The sequence below is a fragment of the Bradyrhizobium sp. CCBAU 25360 genome (genome assembly GCF_028128695.1).
Lineage (GTDB): Bacteria > Pseudomonadota > Alphaproteobacteria > Rhizobiales > Xanthobacteraceae > Bradyrhizobium > Bradyrhizobium ottawaense.
The window spans coordinates 851283-868181 of record NZ_LBJA01000045.1; the positions used below are offsets into that span (position 1 = coordinate 851283).

General features: G+C 65.2%; 17 protein-coding genes. 7 read left to right on the top strand and 10 right to left on the bottom strand.

What is annotated here, in order from left to right; translation table 11 throughout:
* The first annotated feature begins 298 nt into the window (after nt 1-298).
* Genes XH81_RS38265 through XH81_RS38275 form a run of 3 tightly spaced genes read left to right on the top strand, consistent with a single transcriptional unit; the run spans nt 299 to nt 4894 of the window.
* On the top strand, nt 299-1318 hold the full coding sequence (locus tag XH81_RS38265; protein WP_028144644.1) for a TRAP transporter substrate-binding protein: 1020 nt from the start codon (nt 299-301) through the stop codon (nt 1316-1318).
* A gap of 15 nt (nt 1319-1333) precedes the next feature.
* A complete protein-coding gene (locus XH81_RS38270) occupies nt 1334-3223 on the top strand; it encodes a TRAP transporter large permease (protein ID WP_095424157.1) in 1890 nt (629 codons plus the stop codon).
* Between the two features lie 21 nt (nt 3224-3244).
* Nucleotides 3245-4894 (top strand): acyl-CoA synthetase, encoded by a 1650-nt coding sequence (locus XH81_RS38275; RefSeq protein ID WP_038946784.1) that lies wholly within the window; start codon nt 3245-3247, stop codon nt 4892-4894.
* A gap of 112 nt (nt 4895-5006) precedes the next feature.
* On the opposite strand, the gene XH81_RS38280 is transcribed toward XH81_RS38275, so the two are convergent.
* From XH81_RS38280 to XH81_RS38305, 6 genes are all read right to left on the bottom strand, one after another.
* Nucleotides 5007-5804, bottom strand: a complete 798-nt coding sequence (locus tag XH81_RS38280) for an MBL fold metallo-hydrolase (RefSeq protein ID WP_028144641.1) — start codon at nt 5802-5804, stop codon at nt 5007-5009.
* A gap of 13 nt (nt 5805-5817) precedes the next feature.
* On the bottom strand, nt 5818-6594 hold the full coding sequence (locus tag XH81_RS38285; RefSeq protein ID WP_038946785.1) for a TatD family hydrolase: 777 nt from the start codon (nt 6592-6594) through the stop codon (nt 5818-5820).
* Nucleotides 6595-6606: 12 nt separating this feature from the next.
* A complete protein-coding gene (gene metG / locus XH81_RS38290; RefSeq protein WP_271596818.1) occupies nt 6607-8625 on the bottom strand; it encodes a methionine--tRNA ligase in 2019 nt (672 codons plus the stop codon).
* 108 nt (nt 8626-8733) lie between these two features.
* The gene (locus tag XH81_RS38295) at nt 8734-9780 is read right to left on the bottom strand and encodes a DNA polymerase III subunit delta' (RefSeq protein WP_028144638.1); all 1047 of its coding nucleotides are present in this window, start codon (nt 9778-9780) and stop codon (nt 8734-8736) included.
* Complete coding sequence (gene tmk, locus XH81_RS38300; protein WP_028144637.1) at nt 9777-10463, bottom strand: dTMP kinase; 687 nt, start codon at nt 10461-10463, stop codon at nt 9777-9779. The genes XH81_RS38295 and tmk overlap by 4 nt, the downstream gene beginning before the upstream one ends.
* Before the next feature lie 2 nt (nt 10464-10465).
* Entirely contained in the window at nt 10466-11728 is a 1263-nt protein-coding gene (locus XH81_RS38305; RefSeq protein ID WP_271596819.1) for a D-alanyl-D-alanine carboxypeptidase family protein, read from the bottom strand.
* 152 nt (nt 11729-11880) lie between these two features.
* Between XH81_RS38305 and XH81_RS38310 the strand changes: the two genes are divergently transcribed.
* Complete coding sequence (locus XH81_RS38310) at nt 11881-12834, top strand: alpha/beta fold hydrolase (protein ID WP_271596820.1); 954 nt, start codon at nt 11881-11883, stop codon at nt 12832-12834.
* On the opposite strand, the gene XH81_RS38315 is transcribed toward XH81_RS38310, so the two are convergent.
* A complete protein-coding gene (locus XH81_RS38315; RefSeq protein WP_049801968.1) occupies nt 12831-13757 on the bottom strand; it encodes a septal ring lytic transglycosylase RlpA family protein in 927 nt (308 codons plus the stop codon). The genes XH81_RS38310 and XH81_RS38315 overlap by 4 nt on opposite strands.
* A gap of 790 nt (nt 13758-14547) precedes the next feature.
* On the opposite strand from XH81_RS38315, the gene XH81_RS38320 reads away from it, so the two are divergent.
* The gene (locus tag XH81_RS38320) at nt 14548-14676 is read left to right on the top strand and encodes a hypothetical protein (protein WP_256379428.1); all 129 of its coding nucleotides are present in this window, start codon (nt 14548-14550) and stop codon (nt 14674-14676) included.
* A gap of 19 nt (nt 14677-14695) precedes the next feature.
* On the opposite strand, the gene XH81_RS38325 is transcribed toward XH81_RS38320, so the two are convergent.
* Nucleotides 14696-14986, bottom strand: a complete 291-nt coding sequence (locus tag XH81_RS38325) for a hypothetical protein (protein WP_028144633.1) — start codon at nt 14984-14986, stop codon at nt 14696-14698.
* A gap of 158 nt (nt 14987-15144) precedes the next feature.
* Between XH81_RS38325 and XH81_RS38330 the strand changes: the two genes are divergently transcribed.
* A complete protein-coding gene (locus XH81_RS38330) occupies nt 15145-15735 on the top strand; it encodes a TIGR00645 family protein (RefSeq protein ID WP_028144632.1) in 591 nt (196 codons plus the stop codon).
* 17 nt (nt 15736-15752) lie between these two features.
* On the opposite strand, the gene XH81_RS38335 is transcribed toward XH81_RS38330, so the two are convergent.
* On the bottom strand, nt 15753-16073 hold the full coding sequence (locus XH81_RS38335; RefSeq protein WP_038970337.1) for a DUF1476 domain-containing protein: 321 nt from the start codon (nt 16071-16073) through the stop codon (nt 15753-15755).
* A 258-nt stretch (nt 16074-16331) separates the two neighbouring features.
* Between XH81_RS38335 and XH81_RS38340 the strand changes: the two genes are divergently transcribed.
* Nucleotides 16332-16556 (top strand): hypothetical protein, encoded by a 225-nt coding sequence (locus XH81_RS38340; RefSeq protein WP_028144631.1) that lies wholly within the window; start codon nt 16332-16334, stop codon nt 16554-16556.
* Between the two features lie 58 nt (nt 16557-16614).
* Here the strand turns inward: XH81_RS38340 and XH81_RS38345 are convergent, their stop codons facing one another.
* Complete coding sequence (locus XH81_RS38345; protein WP_028144630.1) at nt 16615-16806, bottom strand: hypothetical protein; 192 nt, start codon at nt 16804-16806, stop codon at nt 16615-16617.
* Nucleotides 16807-16899: the final 93 nt, after the last annotated feature.

Sequence of the window (16899 nt, forward strand, 5' to 3'; positions counted from 1 at the left end):
TGGAATATTCTTATATGCAATTAGATCAATTATTTAGGCGGAATTCCTGTCATCGCACCTTCGCCCTCACGCGATTTTCGGTCCGGGCCTCGACGCTGCCCCGGTTCTCGACGGCTCCTGTGCATGGGGTCGTTTTTCAGATTTTGAATCCGGCCCCATCTCTGCGAAAGCCGATATTGCCGGGACCTTGTCCGGCTGCAATAAGCGAGGCCTCGCGAGATCGCAGATGACCTTCAGGCCTTCCGTCCGTATAGGTTTGCGTCTCAGAACAACAACAAACTTCCGAGGAAGCAGACCCATGAGTTTTTCCCGACGCACGCTTCTCAAGGCCTCCGCCGCGACCGCGGTCCTGGGCGGCATCGGTGCGCCCCATGTGGCCCGCGCCCAGAGCGCCGAGTTCACCTACAAATACGCCAATAACCTGCCGGACACCCATCCGCTGAACGTACGCGCCAAGGAGATGGCGGCGGCGATCAAGACCGAGACCAACGGCAAGTTCGACCTCCAGATCTTCCCGAACAACCAGCTCGGGTCGGACACCGACATGCTGAGCCAGATCCGCTCCGGCGGCGTCGAGTTCTTCACGCTATCGGGCCTGATCCTGTCGACCCTGGTGCCGGCGGCCTCCATCAACGGCATCGGCTTCGCGTTCCCGGACTACGACACGGTCTGGAAGGCCATGGACGGCGACCTCGGCGCCCATGTCCGCGGCGAGATCAAGAAGGCCGGCCTCGAGGTCATGGACAAGATCTGGGACAACGGCTTCCGCCAGACCACCTCGTCGAGCAAGCCGATCACCGGCCCTGATGACCTCAAGAGCTTCAAGATCCGCGTGCCGGTGTCGCCGCTGTGGACCTCGATGTTCAAGGCGTTCGACGCGGCGCCCGCCTCGATCAATTTCAGTGAGGTCTATTCGGCGCTCCAGACCAAGATCGTCGAAGGCCAGGAGAACCCGCTGGCGATCATCTCGACTGCCAAGCTCTACGAGGTGCAGAAGTACTGCTCGCTGACCAACCACATGTGGGACGGCTTCTGGTTCCTGGCCAACCGCCGCGCCTGGGAGAAGCTGCCGCAGGACGTGCGCACCGTCGTCGCCAAGAACATCAACGCCGCTGCCGTCAAGGAGCGCGAGGACACCGCCAAGCTCAATGCCAATCTGCAGCAGGAGCTCGCGGCCAAGGGCCTGACCTTCAATCAGCCCACGGTGGCGCCGTTCCGCGACAAGCTGCGGACCGCCGGCTTCTATGCCGAGTGGAAGGGCAAGTATGGCGATCAGGCCTGGGACCTCCTGGAAAAGGCCGTCGGCAAGCTGTCGTAACGCGTTGGGGCCATCATGGCTCATGTCGAGGTCGAGGTGACCGCAGTGGTGGGCGAGGCGGCGTTTCAGTCCCCTCGCCGACCTTCCGTGCTGGCTTCGGTCGAGCGCATGCTCGGTCTCGTCGTCGAAATCCCGGCGGCGATCCTGGTCGTCGCCGAGATCGTGATCCTGTTTGCAGGCGTAGTCGCGCGCTACGGCCTGCACCGGCCGCTGATCTGGTCGGACGAGCTCGCCTCGATCCTGTTCCTGTGGCTCGCCATGCTGGGCGCAGCGGTGGCGTTCCGCCGCTCCGAGCACATGCGTATGACCGCGATCGTCGCCAGCGCCAAGCCTGCCATGCGGGCCTATCTGGATCTGGTCGCGACCTCGGCGGCGCTGGCGTTCCTGGTCTTGATCGTCTGGCCAGCCTGCGACTACGCCTACGAAGAGAGCTACATCACGACGCCGGCGCTGCAGATCTCCAATATGTGGCGCGCCGCCGCGCTGCCGGCCGGCATCGGGCTGATGGCGGCCTTTGCCTTGTTGCGACTGCTGCGCGCGGCCGATTACCGGATGGTCGCAGCTGCCGTCGTCAGCGTTGCCGTCATTACCGGCCTGTTCTGGCTGGCGGAGCCGTTGCTGCGGCCGCTCGGCAATCTCAACCTCATCATCTTCTTCGTCGGCGTCGCCGGCTTCTGCGTCTTTGCCGGCGTTCCCATTGCGTTCGGCTTCGGCCTTGCGATCTTCGGCTATCTCGCGCTGACCACGCGCACGCCAGTCATGGTGCTGGTCGGGCGGATGGACGAGGGCATGAGCCACCTCATCCTGCTCTCGGTGCCGCTATTCGTGTTCCTGGGGCTCCTGATCGAGATGACCGGCATGGCGCGGGCCATGGTGGCGTTCCTGGCGAGCCTGCTCGGCCATGTCCGCGGCGGCCTGCATTACGTGCTGGTCGGCGCCATGTACCTGGTCTCGGGCATATCAGGCGCCAAGGCCGCGGACATGGCGGCCGTTGCGCCCGTGCTGTTTCCGGAGATGAAACAACGCGGCGCCAAGCCCGGCGATCTCGTCGCGCTTCTGGCGGCGACCGGAGCGCAAACCGAAACCATTCCACCGAGCCTCGTGCTGATCACGATCGGCTCGGTGACGGGCGTCTCGATCGCCGCCCTGTTCACCGGCGGCCTGCTGCCCGGCGTCGTGCTCGCGATCACGCTCTGCATGCTGGTGTGGTGGCGCTACCGCCACGAGGACATGAGCCATGTCCGACGCGCCAGCGGTGGCGAGATCGGCAAGACGTTCTTCGTCGCCCTGCCCGCGCTGGCGCTGCCCTTCGTGATCCGCTACGCCGTGGTCGAGGGCATCGCGACCGCGACCGAAGTCTCCACCATCGGCATCGTCTATGGCGCCCTGGTCGGCCTCCTCGTCTACCGCCGGTTCGACTGGTCGCGGCTGTTTCCGATGCTGGTCGAGACTGCGGCGCTGTCGGGCGCCATCCTGCTGATCATCGGCACGGCGACAGGTATGGCCTGGGGCCTGACCCAATCAGGCTTCTCGCGCTCGCTGGCGGCGGCCATGACCGGATTGCCCGGGGGAGCGGCGACCTTCATCGCCGTGTCGATCCTGGCCTTCACCATCCTCGGCAGCGTGCTGGAGGGCATCCCGGCGATCGTGCTGTTCGGTCCGCTGCTGTTTCCGATCGCCCGGGCCGTCGGCGTGCACGAGGTGCACTACGCCATGGTGATCATTCTCGCCATGGGCATCGGACTATTCGCCCCGCCCTTCGGTGTCGGCTATTATGCCGCCTGCGCCATCGGACGCGTCGATCCGGCCGAAGGCATCCGCCCGATCTGGGGCTATCTGCTGGCGCTGCTGGTGGGATTGATCATCGTCGCGATCTTCCCGTGGATCTCGATCGGATTCCTTTGAGGCGTTTGACGGAGGGTGTCGATGAGTGAGCGGCAGAACCAATACAATATCGGGCTCGACAGGACACCCGCCAACTACGTGCCGCTGAGTCCGCTCAGCTTCCTCGCGCGCAGCGCCGCCGTCTATCCCGATCATGTCAGCACGGTCTATGAGGGCCGCAGCTTCACCTGGGCGCAGACCTATGAGCGCTGCAGGCGCTTCGCGTCCTGGCTCGCGCGCAAGGGCATCGGCGTCGGCGATACCGTGGCGGCGATGCTGCCGAACATCCCGGCGATGAACGAGGCGCATTTCGCCGTGCCCATGACCGGCGCCGTGCTCAACGCGCTCAACATCCGCCTCGATGCGCCTTCGATCGCATTCCAGCTCGACCATGGCGGCGCGAAGATCATCCTGGTCGATCCCGAGTTCTCGGGCGTCATAAGTGACGCGCTGGCGCAGATGAGCGGGCCAAAGCCATTCGTCGTCGACGTCGACGACGCATCGTTCAAAGGCGGCAGTCGCATCGGCGAGATCGAATATGAAGCGGCAGTCGCGGAAGGTGATCCCGCGTTCACGGCGATTCCGCCAAAGGACGAGTGGGATGCGATCGCGCTGAGCTACACCTCTGGCACGACCGGAAATCCCAAGGGCGTCGTCACCCATCATCGCGGCGCCTATCTCAACGCCGTCAGCAACATCCTTGCCGGCAATCTCGGCCAGCATCCGGTCTATCTCTGGACGCTGCCGATGTTCCACTGCAACGGCTGGTGCTTCCCCTGGACTATCGCGGCGGCCGCCGGCATCAATGTCTGCCTGCGCAAGGTCGAGCCGACCAGGATCTTCGAGCTGATCAAGAGCCGCGGCGTCACCCACATGTGCGGCGCGCCGATCGTCTACAACACACTGATCAACGCACCCGATGCGCCCAAGGGCGGTGCGGCCCGCCGCGTCGTCGGCCTGATCGCCGGCGCCGCGCCGCCGGTCGCGGTGCTCGAAGGTGCAGAGAGCATCGGCATCAAGCTGACCCATGTCTACGGCCTGACCGAGGTCTACGGCCCCGCCTCCGTCTGCGCCGAGCAGCCCGGCTGGGACGAGCTTCCGCCGGCCGAGCGCGCGCGCATGAAGCGCCGGCAGGGCGTGCCCTACCCGCTCGAGGAAGGCGTCACCGTCATCGATCCGCAGACGATGCAAGAGGTGCCGCGCGACGGCGAAACCATCGGCGAGGTCATGTTCCGCGGCAACATCGTGATGAAGGGCTATCTCAAGAACGAGAAGGCGACCAGGGAAGCCTTCGAGGGCGGCTGGTTTCACACCGGCGATCTCGGCGTGCTCGACGAGCACGGCTACGTCATCATCAAGGACCGCTCCAAGGACATCATCATCTCCGGCGGCGAGAACATCTCCTCCGTCGAGGTCGAGGACATCCTCTACAAGCATCCGGCCGTGCTGTTTGCCGCCGTGGTGGCAAAGCCCGATCCGAAATGGGGCGAAGTGCCCTGCGCCTTCGTCGAGTTGAAGGACGGCGCCAGCGCGAGCGAAGCCGACATCATCGCGTTCTGCCGCAAACACATGTCGGGCTTCAAGACACCGAAGGCCGTCGTGTTCGGGCCGATCCCGAAAACGTCCACGGGCAAGATCCAGAAGTTCCTGCTGCGCAACGAAGTGGGATCAGTGAAGGCGATCTCGGCCTGAGCTGATTTCCCATTTCAAATGCGGATCGACGCCGGCGGCGCCGGGAAGTCTCGGCAGCGTTGAGGCTCCCGCTCCATTGCCGGCGAGGCCGTATCGCGCCAGGCCGGTGCGCTCAGTGCGTCTCGAGCCGCAGCCCGTCAAAAGCGGGCACGACGCCCGCGGGCAGCGATTGCCGGATCACTTCGTAATCGACGTCGGCCGTCATGTTGGTGATGACCGCGCGCTTCGGCTTGAACCGTTCGATCCAGGACAGCGCGTCGTTGATGCTGAAATGGCTGACATGGTTGGTGTAGCGCAGGCCGTCGACGATCCAGAGGTCCAGATTCTCCAGCGCGCCCCAGCTCTCGCGCGGGATGTCGTTGAGGTCGGGTGTGTAGGCCGCATCCCCGATGCGGTAGCCGAGCGCGGGAATGTTGCCGTGCTGCACCAGGAAGGCCGTCATCGTCACGGCGCCGCCCTTCCCCAGAACAGTCTGGCTTTCGCCAGCTTCGATCGAATGCCGCGTCAGGATCGGCGGATAGTCGCTGCCCTCCGGCGAGATGAAGCAATAGGAGAACCGCGACAGGATGTCCTTGGCCGTCGACTGGTTGAAATAGGTCGGGATACGACGGCGCATGTGCATCACGACCGAACGCAAATCGTCCATGCCGTGGGTCTGATCGGCGTGCTCATGCGTCAGGAACACCGCGTCGATGTGATCGACATTGGTCGAGAGCAATTGCTCGCGCAGATCCGGCGAGGTGTCGATCAGGATGCGCGTGGTGCCGTGCTCGGAGGTCCGTTCGACCAGCAGCGAGCAGCGGCGGCGGCGGTTCTTGGGATTGTTGGGATCGCAGGCACCCCAGCCGAGCGCCGGGCGCGGCACGCCGGCGGAGGAGCCGCAGCCCAGGATGGTCAGCGTCAGCGTCATGCGGCTCCCGGTTTCAAGCTTTCACCTTCGAGAACAGGCGGAAGAAGTTTTCGCTGGTCTGGCGCGAGATCTCGTCAAGCGACACGCCGCGCGTCGCGGCCAGCACTTTTGCGACCTCGACTACATGAGCGGGCTCGTTGCGTTTGCCCCGGAACTTGCCGGGCGCAAGATAGGGCGAGTCCGTTTCGACCAGAATGCGATCGGCCGGCAGTTCGGCCGCCAGCGCCCGCAAGGTCTCCGATTTCTTGAAGGTCAGGATGCCCGTGAAACCGATATAGAGCCCGAGTGACACCGCTTTCAGCGCCAGCTCGCGCCCGCCGGTGTAACAATGCAGCACGGCGCGAAACGCCCCCTTGGCCGCCTCCTCTTCCAGGATGCGCGCGCAGTCCGCGTCGGCCTCGCGAGTGTGGATCACCAGCGGCAGGCCGGTGGTGCGGGCGGCGGCGATGTGGGCGCGAAAGCCCCTCGCCTGCGCCTCTGGCGAGCCGTTGTCGTAGAAATAATCGAGCCCGGCCTCGCCGAGCGCGACGACTTTGGGATGCTCCGTCAACGCAACCAGCTCGTCCGGCGCGATACCGTCCTCCTCATCCGCGTTATGTGGATGAGTGCCGACCGAGCAGTAGACATCGTCATAGCGTTCAGTGATGGCCAGAAGCTGGTCGAGCTTCCGGACCCGGGTCGAGATCGTGACCATGCGGCCGATGCCGGCCGCGCGTGCCCGCGATACGATCCCGTCGAGATCTTCCGCAAAATCCGGAAAATCCAGATGGCAGTGGCTGTCGACCAGCATCGCGCAAACGTCCTAGGCTGCCGGCTCGATGTAGCGCGGGAACGCCGGCGTTGGCGCCGGCAGGGTCGAGCCGGGTGCGATGCGCTTGGAACCGCCGAGCATGACGAAGTTGCGCTCCCCGTCCGGGATGCCGAGGCTGTCGAGCAGCAATCCTGAAGCGGTCGGCATCGCTGGCTGCGCCAGGATCGCGATCTGGCGCACGACTTCGGCCGTGACGTAGAGCACCGTCTTCTGCCTGGCCGGGTCGGTCTTGGCGAGCGCCCACGGCGCCTCGCCCGCGAAATAGCGGTTGGCCTCCGCAACCACGGCCCAGACGGCGTTGAGCCAGTGATGGATCTGCTGCGTTGCCATGGCCTCGCGCGATGCGGCGACCATGCCGTCGGCCATCGCCAGGATTGCCTTGTCGTTGGCGCTGAATTCGCCGGGCTCGGGCAGCACGCCGCCGAGTTGCTTGGCGATCATCGACAGCGAACGCTGCGCGAGGTTGCCAAGATCGTTGGCGAGGTCGGCGTTGATGCGCGCCACGATGGCCTCGTGGTTGTAGTTGCCGTCCTGTCCGAACGGCACCTCGCGCAGGAAGAAATAGCGCACCTGGTCGACGCCGTATTGGTCGGCAAGATTGAAGGGATCGACGACGTTGCCGACCGACTTCGACATCTTCTCGCCCCTGCTGAACAGGAAGCCGTGGGCATAGACCCGCTTCGGCAGCGGGATGCCGGCCGAAAGCAGGAACGCCGGCCAATACACCGCGTGGAAACGGATGATGTCCTTGCCGATGATGTGCACATCGGCCGGCCAATAGCGCCAGTTTTTGTCGCTCTCATCGGGGAAGCCGACGCCGGTGATGTAGTTGGTCAGCGCGTCGACCCAGACATACATCACGTGCTCTTCGTCGCCAGGCACCTTGACGCCCCAATCGAAGGTGGTGCGCGAGATCGAGAGATCACGCAGGCCGCCTCTGACGAAGCTCACCACCTCGTTCTTGCGGGAATCCGGCCCGATGAAATCGGGATGTTCCGCATAGAGCTTCAAGAGCCTGTCCTGGTATGCCGACAGGCGGAAGAAATAGCTCTTCTCCTCGACCCATTCGACCGGCGTGCCCTGCGGGCCGAGCCGGACGCCGTCATCGTTCAGGCGCGTCTCATCCTCAGCGTAATACGCCTCGTCCCGCACGGAATACCAGCCGGCATAGATGTCGGCATAGATATCGCCGCTCGCTTCCATGCGCCGCCAGATCTCCTGGCTGGAGCGATGATGCTGCTCCTCGGTGGTGCGGATGAAGCGGTCGAACGACACGTTCAGACGCTCGTCCATCTCCTTGAAGCGACCGGCATTGCGGGCAGCGAGCGCGGATACGGCCATGTTCTCGCCGGCCGCCGTCTGCACCATCTTCTGGCCGTGCTCGTCGGTACCGGTCAGGAAGAACACGTCCTTGCCGTCGAGCCGCGCAAAACGCGCGAGCACGTCGGTCGCGATCGCCTCATAGGCGTGGCCAATATGCGGACTGCCGTTGGGATAGGCGATGGCGGTCGTGATGTAGAAGACGTTGTCGCGTGCGGGGGCGGCAACGGGCGCGGCAGCCTTTGGTGCGGCTGCGGGCGCTGCGGCTTGCGGAGTTGCAGCGGGCTTCGGCGCGCGCGGGGCCTTCGGCTTGGCAGCCTTCGGCGGCGTGGCGGCGGGGGCCGGCGCTGCGATCACAGGCGCGACCAGCCTCGCCTTCTTGGCCACCGTCTTCGCAGGTAACTTGGCGGGGGTCTTGGCTGATTTGTTGGCTGGCTTCTTGGCGGCCTTCTTCACAGCCTTCTTGGCGACAGCCGGCTTCTTCGCAGCCTTCTTGACCGCCTTCTTTGCCGTCTTCACGGCGCTCTTCTTCGCGCCCTTCTTGGCCGTGGCCTTCTTGGTCTTCTTGACTTTCTTGGCCGCCTTGGCGTTGGCCTTGGACGCGCGCGCCTTCACGGCCTTCTTTGCGGCTTTCTTCGCAGCCTTGTTGCGGCCCTTGCCTTTAGCAGTTTTCTTAGCTCGCGTTGCCACGACGAATTCCTTTACCGGCTTCTCGAAATCTGGAGACGAACCTGGGTTCGATTATTGATTTGCGCATGATCTTTCGGAAAACCGCTGCGCACTGTTCCGGATCATGCTTTAGCGCGTTGCGTCCGCCAGCCAGCCGAACACCGAGAAAACCAAGGGCTTTCGTTCCAGATTGTAGGTTTCGGTGTCGCGCGCGGCGCGGACGATCTTTTCCCATACCTCGGCTAGGCGCGCAAGGCGCGGCAGGTTCTGGTTGGCATTGGCCTCGTCCGCATGCAGGCGTTCCGCGATCCAGCGATCGATGCCGTCGATGAAGGCCGCGAGCGCGACGCGGTCACTGGTGCCGAGCGAATCGCCGAGCGTGTGCAATTCGCGCGGATCGACCTGCGGCAGGCGCGCGAGCAGCGCCGCCGTGCGCTGCTGGAGCTTGAGCGCGTCGCCGCCGAGGAGAGTCAGAGCCCGTGCAACGCTGCCCTCGGAGGCCTCCGCCGCCTCGCGCAGCGCTGGATCGTTCGGATCGAGCTCGGCCGCCGACGCCGCCGCCCCGATCACATCATTCGTGGCGAGCGATCGCAGGCGAAGCTTGCGACAGCGCGACTGGATGGTGGCGAGCACGCGCGCGGGCGCGTGGCTCACCAAGAGGAACAGCGATTGCTGCGGCGGTTCCTCGAGGATTTTCAACAGCGCGTTGGCCGCGTTCGGATTGAGCTCGTCGACGGTATCGACGATGCAGACGCGCCAGCCTTCGGCCGCGGCAGTCGAGCCGAAGAAGCCGATCGTCTCGCGCGTCTCGTCCACGGTGATCACGGTGCGCATCACGCCGCGATCGTTGGCGGTACGCTCCAGCGTCAGCAGGCCGCCATGCGAGCCGGCCGCCACCTGCCGCGCCACGGCGTCATCGGGATCGATCGCGAGGTCTTCGGCGCGCTGCACGGAAGGCGCAAGCGGCTGGCCATGGGCTAGCACGAAGCGCGCCATGCGATAGGCCAGGGTCGCCTTGCCGATGCCCTGCGGCCCGCCGATCAGCCAGGCGTGAGGGATGCGGCCGCTGCGATAGGCCGTCAACAGCGCGGTCTCCGCCTCGCGATGACCGAACAGTTTCGATGTCTCGCGCGGATGCGGAATGCCGGTTTCGCGCTCGGTCTGACGCGGGCTCATACGGAAACCACCGAGGCTGGCGTGGGAAGAAGACGATCGCGCAGCGCGGTCCAAACACGGCCTGCAACCGTGTCAGGGTCGGAATTGGCGTCGATCAGCACGCAGCGTGCGGGATCGTCCTCGGCAATCTTGCGATAGGCCTCGCGCAGGCCCTGGTGGAAGCTCAGCTTCTCGCCCTCGAACCGGTCCGGCGTGCCACCGCCCCGGCGCGCGGCGGCGCGTTGCAGGCCGATCTCGACCGGCAGGTCGAGGATGATGGTGAGGTCCGGCTTGAGATCGCCGATCGTGACCCGCTGCATCGCGTTGATCAGGCCCTCAGGCACTTGGCCGAGGCTACCCTGATAGGCCCGCGTCGAGTCGGCGAAGCGGTCGCACAGCACCCAGGTGCCCTGGTTGAGCGCAGGCAGGATCACGGTGCGGACATGGTCATCGCGCGCAGCGGCAAACAGCAGCGTCTCCGCCTCGGGGCCGAGCAGCCTGCCCATGCCCGACAGCACGAGATGACGCATGATCTCGGCGCCCGGCGAGCCGCCCGGCTCCCGGGTGACGCGGATGCGGAGCTTTGCCGCCTTGAGACGGTCGGCGAGCTTTTTGATCTGGGTCGACTTGCCGGTGCCCTCGCCGCCTTCAAAGGTGATGAAGCGTCCGCGTCCGGACGGCCGCTGTGGCGCGCTCTCACTCATGATCAGAGCTTCTCGGCGCCTGCGCGGAACATGCCGATCACGAGCTCGCTGGCGCCGTCGATCGCGCGTCGCACGGTCGAGCCGGTGCCGATCGCTTCGGCCGCATAGACCGGCGTCTCCACCGCGATGTTGCCGCTGCGCCAGACCTTGACCACGCCGACCCGTTGGCCGGCCTCGACCGGCGCCCGCACCGGACCGCTATAGACGACGCGCGCAATCAGCTTGTCGCTGCCGTTCTTGTGCACCATCACCTTCACCGGAGTCTTGGCGACGAGCTTGACCGAACGGCTCTCGCCGCCGAACACCTTGGCGTAGCCGACCGGCTGCTCGGCCGCGATCAGCGTGCGGGTCTCGAAATTGCGGAAACCCCACTCCAGCATTTTCTTGGCTTCCGTGGCGCGATCCTCGGGATCTTCCAATCCGTTGACGACGACGATCAGCCGCGTGCCGTTCTGCACGGCCGAGCCGACCATACCGTAGCCGCCCTCCTTCGTATAACCGGTCTTCAGGCCGTCGGCGCCTTCCATCGAGTTGAGCAGCGGATTGCGGTTGGGCTGGCGGATCTTGTTCCAGGTGTACTCCTTCTCGCCGAACAGTTTGTAGAATTCGGGGAAGTCCAGGATGATGTGCCGGGCGAGGATTCCGAGCTCGCGCACCGTCATCTTGTTGGCGGGGTCGGGCAAGCCGTTGGAGTTGCCGAAGGTCGACTTGGTCATGCCGAGCTCACGCGCGCGCTTGGTCATGAAGTCGGCCGCGAAGATCTTCTCGTTGCCGGCCATGGCCTCGGCAAGCGCGATGCAGGCATCGTTGCCGCTCTGGATGATCGCGCCGTGCAGGAGATCGTCGACCGAGACCTTGCTGTTGATGGCGGCAAACATGGTCGAGCCGCCCGAGGGCGCGCCGCCCCGGCGCCAGGCATTCTCGCTGATCCGGTACTCGTCGGTGAGATTGATGTCGCCCTTCTTGATGGCATTGAAGACGACTTCCGCCGTCATCAGCTTCATCATGCTGGAGGGCGCGCGCAGCTCGTCGGCGTTCTTCTCGAACAGCACGCTGCCTGAGGAGGCCTCGATCAGGATCGCAGTCGGGGCATCGCCGTCGAAGCCGGCATCGTCCGGCTTCTTGGCCCCCTGGATGCTCTGGTTGGCGGCCAGAAGTGCCCCGCTCCAGACGACGCCCACGATCACAGCCGTCGCGATCAGGGCGCGCACCAGCGCCCTCGCGGTGAAGCGGCTGCGACGAAGCGAAGAAGGACGAAATGCCATGGCCAAGCCCTGAGAGCGGCGTTCTAACAGCTGGAACCGGTGCAAACAACACGACGTTGGACGCCTGCCGCGAGATTGCACGATTCTCGCCGCGCCCCTATCGTGGCGCCTTATGTTTCTCGACCAAACCCCTGAAACAAGGCGGAAAAGCGATGTCCTCCACCCGCGTGATCAAGGCCAACGGCATCGAACTCTTCATCCGCGAAGCCGGCCAGGGTCCGCTGGTCGTTCTGTGCCATGGCTGGCCGGAGCTGTCCTATTCCTGGCGCCACCAGATCCCCGCGCTCGCCGCGGCCGGATTTCACGTCGTCGCCCCCGACATGCGCGGCTACGGCCAAAGCGCCGCGCCGCCTGAGGTTGCCGCCTACTCGATCTTCGACACGGTCGGCGATGTGGTCGGCCTGGTGCAGGCGCTCGGCGAGACCAAGGCGATGGTGGTCGGCCACGATTGGGGCGCGCCGGTCGCCTGGCACGCGGCGCTGTTCCGGCCCGACATCTTCACGGCGGTCGCCGGCCTCAGCGTGCCGCCGCCGTTCCGCGGCCGCGGCAAGCCGCTCGACCTCTTGCGCCAGGGCGGCGTCACCAATTTCTACTGGCAGTACTTCCAGGCGCCCGGCGTCGCCGAGGCCGAGCTGGAACGCGACGTCGCCCGCACCATGCGCATCGTGCTCGGCGGACGCGGCCTTGCCGATCCCACCGCCGCCATGTTCGTGCAGGAGGGCAAGGGCTTTCTCAGCCACGCGACCGCCGAGGAGCCGCTGCCCGCCTGGCTCGGCGAGGCAGATCTCGCCTATTTCACCGAGAGCTTCCGCAAGTCCGGCTTTCGCGGCGGGCTGAACTGGTACCGCAACATCGACCGCAATTGGGAGCTGACGGCGCCCTGGCAGGATGCGCAGATCCATCAGCCCTCGTTGTTCATCGCCGGCTCCAGGGACGCCGTCATCACCGGCCTGATCGGCGCCAAGCGCGTCAACGAACTCGAGCGCGTGCTGCCCAATCTGAAGCGAAAGCTGATCATCGAGGGCGCCGGCCATTGGGTGCAGCAGGAACGGCCCGACGAGGTGAACGCGGCGCTGGTGCAATTCCTGAACGAAAGCGCAGTCTAGTAGAGCCCGCGGCCGCTCAGGATGCTGCGGGCCTCGGCAGCGCCGTCGGCCGACGACGGCGCGTTCTCCGCCGCGTAGCGGCCGTCCTCTTCATAGGACACGGCGCGGGCGTTGTGGACCGCCCGGCCCCGGCTGCGGCTCGAGGCCGACATTTCCGAGGTCGCGTTGAGCGAGGCCATGTCGGCGGAAGTGGTGCCGAGATTATAGGGCCGCCCCTCCGGCATCGGCACGTCGCCGCGAATGGCACCGCGGCTCGATCCCGGCAATTCCGGCACGAAGGGCTTGGCCGAGGCGACCCGGACCATCGAGGGCGACGGCGCCGGAACGCCGGTGCGCAGGGTCGCCAGAAGCTGGCGGTCGTCGGAGCCTTCGAGCGGCGCCCGGCCGACATATTCGACGCGGACCTTGGCGACGCCATTGCCTTTGAATTCAAGCAGTTCGGCCGCCTTGTTCGAGACGTCGATGAGGCGGTTGCCGTGATAGGGCCCGCGGTCGTTGACGCGCACGATCAGCGACTTGCCGTTCGAGACATTGGTCACCCGCGCATAGGACGGCATCGGCAGGGTCGGATGCGCCGCGGTCAGCGAGGTCATGTCGAACACTTCGCCATTGGCGGTCAGGCGGCCGTGGAAGTCGTCGCCGTACCAGGACGCCATGCCCTCGGCGCGATAGTTGACGTCTTCCTCCGGCACGTAGGTCCGGCCCGCCACGACATAGGGCTTGCCGACGCGGTAGGTGCCGCCGCCCTTCGGGACCGGGTCCCCGAACGCCACGACCCGGGGGCTCGAGGATACGCCGTATTTCGGATCGACGCGGCTGGCGAATTTGTTGGAGGAGGCGCAATTGGCAAGCGCAACGCAGGCCGCGACCGCCGCAGCACCACGCGCGGCCCGCAAAACCGAATCTGACCGACGGATCCCCATGCGCCCCAAATACCACTTTGCCGGAGGCGTACCCAACCCGCTTTGGCCACGGGGAGCGCTGTCCGGTCCTCTAATCCGAGGCGGCCCACCACCGCGTCGGAAGCGGTAACGATAACGCAACCCGAACACGGCGGAAATGGGGAGCCCACGGCGATCCCGCCGGGATGGTAAACGAGACGTTCGCATTTTTCCGTTGTTCTACGGAGCGATGGCACCGACTCTGTGCCACGGCTGGACATTCTGTTGCGCCAAATCCTCACTCCACCCCCATTGTCGCTGCCTTCACTGGAATTCTTTTGACTGTGCAAGGCCGCACGCGTTCTCTCGGATGCAAGGGCGGGATTTGGAATTTAACGATGATCGAGACGGTTTCGGCACTGATGGGTCTGGTAAGCGCGGGGATCTTCCTGGCCCATGCGTTTGAAGGTTACCGCACGAGGGCCTGAGGGCACTCGCGCGATCGGCAAGCATCACCTCTTTCAAGCGGCGCGTTCGGACAATTTTGATCGATCCGACCGAGCATCGAAAACGAGAGCGGCAGGTGTCACATGCGCAACCATGACCTGGTATCTGACGGCTTCCTGGCATTGACCGCCGGCGGCTTGGTCCTGCTCTGCTCGAGCCTCGTGGCACTGGCGTTCGCCTGAGCCCCGCTCCGCTTCGTTACCCTCCAGCACAGCTCCATCAGGCGCATCAGGCGCCGATGTCCCGCTCCCAATCCGTTGATTGAATTCCCGCGTTCGCTGCCTCGACTCATTTCCAGAGGCCATCACCAACGAGGGTGACGCGAATGCTTGCCGAGAAATTCTTCCTGGTCCTGGAATCCCTGATCCGCGGCGACCGCTCCTATCCCGACGGCAGCCCCCGGGTCATCAGCACCTCCCCGCACGTGCCGGTCAGGCTGCCGGCGCAGAAATAGCCGGCGTCAGGCGCCGCTCTCAGCGCAGGCCCAGCACGGAGCGACGATAGAAGCCGTCACGGGCCTCGTTCAGGCAGACGAAGCTGCCGTCGAACCCCTGGCCGTACCGCTTCTGACCCTTGCGGTAGTAGATGCCCTTCCTGAAGTCGAGCCAGACCACCTTGTCGTGCGGGCAATGACGCTGCGCCTGCGCCTCGTAGCGAAACGGCGTCAGCGGTGTCGCCGAGACCTCCGCGGTGCCCGCGCCGATCATGATCGCGCCGGCGAGCGCGATGCCGCCGGACCATCTGCGAAAGCCGCTCCTCGTCACTCCCCGCCTCCCGATCCACATCGTCGCGCGATGGCCGTTCGGCACGCTAGCACGAAATGGCCAGGTCCGCCGAAGGCGAGACACGCGGGGCGTCTTCCGCCGGCCATGTTGTCGGGCTAGATAAAAGCGATCGTTTCGATTGCGAGGATGCAGCCTGAATGTCGGTTGAGCCTTCACCCCAATCCGAACCTCGTGCCGAACCCCGTTCGCCCCCGCCGCGCCTGGGCCTGCTGCCGATGATCATCTTCGGCTCGCGCTGGCTGCAGCTGCCGCTCTATCTGGGACTGATCGTGGCGCAGTGCGTCTATATCGCGCTGTTCCTGAAAGAGCTCTGGCACCTCTCCTGGCACGCCCTCGATCTCACCGAGCAGCAGATCATGATGAGCGTGCTGGCGCTGATCGACGTCGTGATGATCTCCAATCTGCTGGTGATGGTGATCGTCGGCGGCTACGAGACGTTCGTCTCGCGGCTCGACCTGCAGGGCCATCCCGACGAGCCGGAATGGCTCGGCCACGTCAATGCAAGCGTCCTCAAGATCAAGCTCGCCATGGCCATCATCGGCATCTCCTCGATCGCGCTGCTGCGCACCTTCATCGAGGCCGGCAATCTCGGCTCGAACCGCGCCGGCTTCACCGAGACCGGCGTGATGTGGCAGGTGCTGATTCACCTCACCTTCGTCGTTTCGGCGATCGGCATTGCCTATGTCGACAAGCTCGGTGACTCCGGCACGCGCAAGCAGGCCGAGTGAGGTTACCAACGTCGGCCTTATTGCTTGTCCACTTCGAGCTGCGCCAGCGCCTGGTGCAGGCACTCCTGAAGCTTCAGCGCGACCTGCTCACGCGCGATGCCCTTGGCGGCGAGATCGCCTGACACCTTGTCCACGACATCGGCGATCGCCCGGCTCTCCAGATGGTCCGTCACCAGCGTGGTTGCGTAGCTTGCCGCGGCATCGCCGCTGAGCCCGAGCTGGCCTGCAGCCCAGAGCCCGAGCAGCTTGTTGGACCGGGCGGTGGCCTTGAACATGAACTCCTCGTCGTGGACGAATTTGGCCTCAAAGCCCTGCTCGCGCTTGTCGAACGTGGTCATGGTCAGCTCCATTTGCACTTGCGCTGATGGGTGTCGGACTGGCTGGGGGCGAACGTCTCCGTGCTTCACGTCAGTTCGGATCAGTTGAAGCTTCCGGCGGAAGCCAAACGCCGTCAAGCCTGCCGATGCGCCCCCGCGCCGGGCGCGTGCATGGCCCGCACAAGCCCGGCGCCAGCCGACTTGGCTAGGCAGAGACCGTTTACCGATCGTTAAGCAGACTCAGCGCCGCATGGCTTGGGGCATACCGAGAGCTGACGCATGAACAAAGAGCTGCGGGAGTTTCGACGGCTTGAACGGGTCTGCCTGGAGCAGGCCGCCCTCTCCACCATGGACCTCGCGCGAAGCGGGCTGCTCAAAGTCGCCGACGATTGCCGCATCGCAGCCGAAGCCATCGAAGCGCAATCGCCCCGTGGCGCGTTCACAGGTGCCGTCCAGGCGCTGAGGCTGGCCTGGAGCGCGACGAGGACGCCGAACCGGCACTAGCCGGCGGCATCGCACGGACAGATCGCGTCAGAATATTGCCGGAGGGACCCGCGCAGGATCAGGCCTTCGCCGCCGCCGCCTCGCGCGCCAGCCGTTCGGCCCTCAGCCGCTCCTTGTTGGCGTAAAACGCCTTCTGCGCCTCTTCATGGTCGCGCATGGCCTTTTCGGCCTCGATCCGGCGTGCCGCATCGCGCGCCTGGCGCTGCTCGGGGGTCAGGGGTTTGCGTCGGAAGGAAAGGTCTTCAGTCATGCGGAGACAACGCAGACGCGGCGAAAGGGTTCCATAAGGTGGACCCCGCGGACCCGCAAATTGGAACTCGAGCTGTTCGCCGTGCCCGAAGGC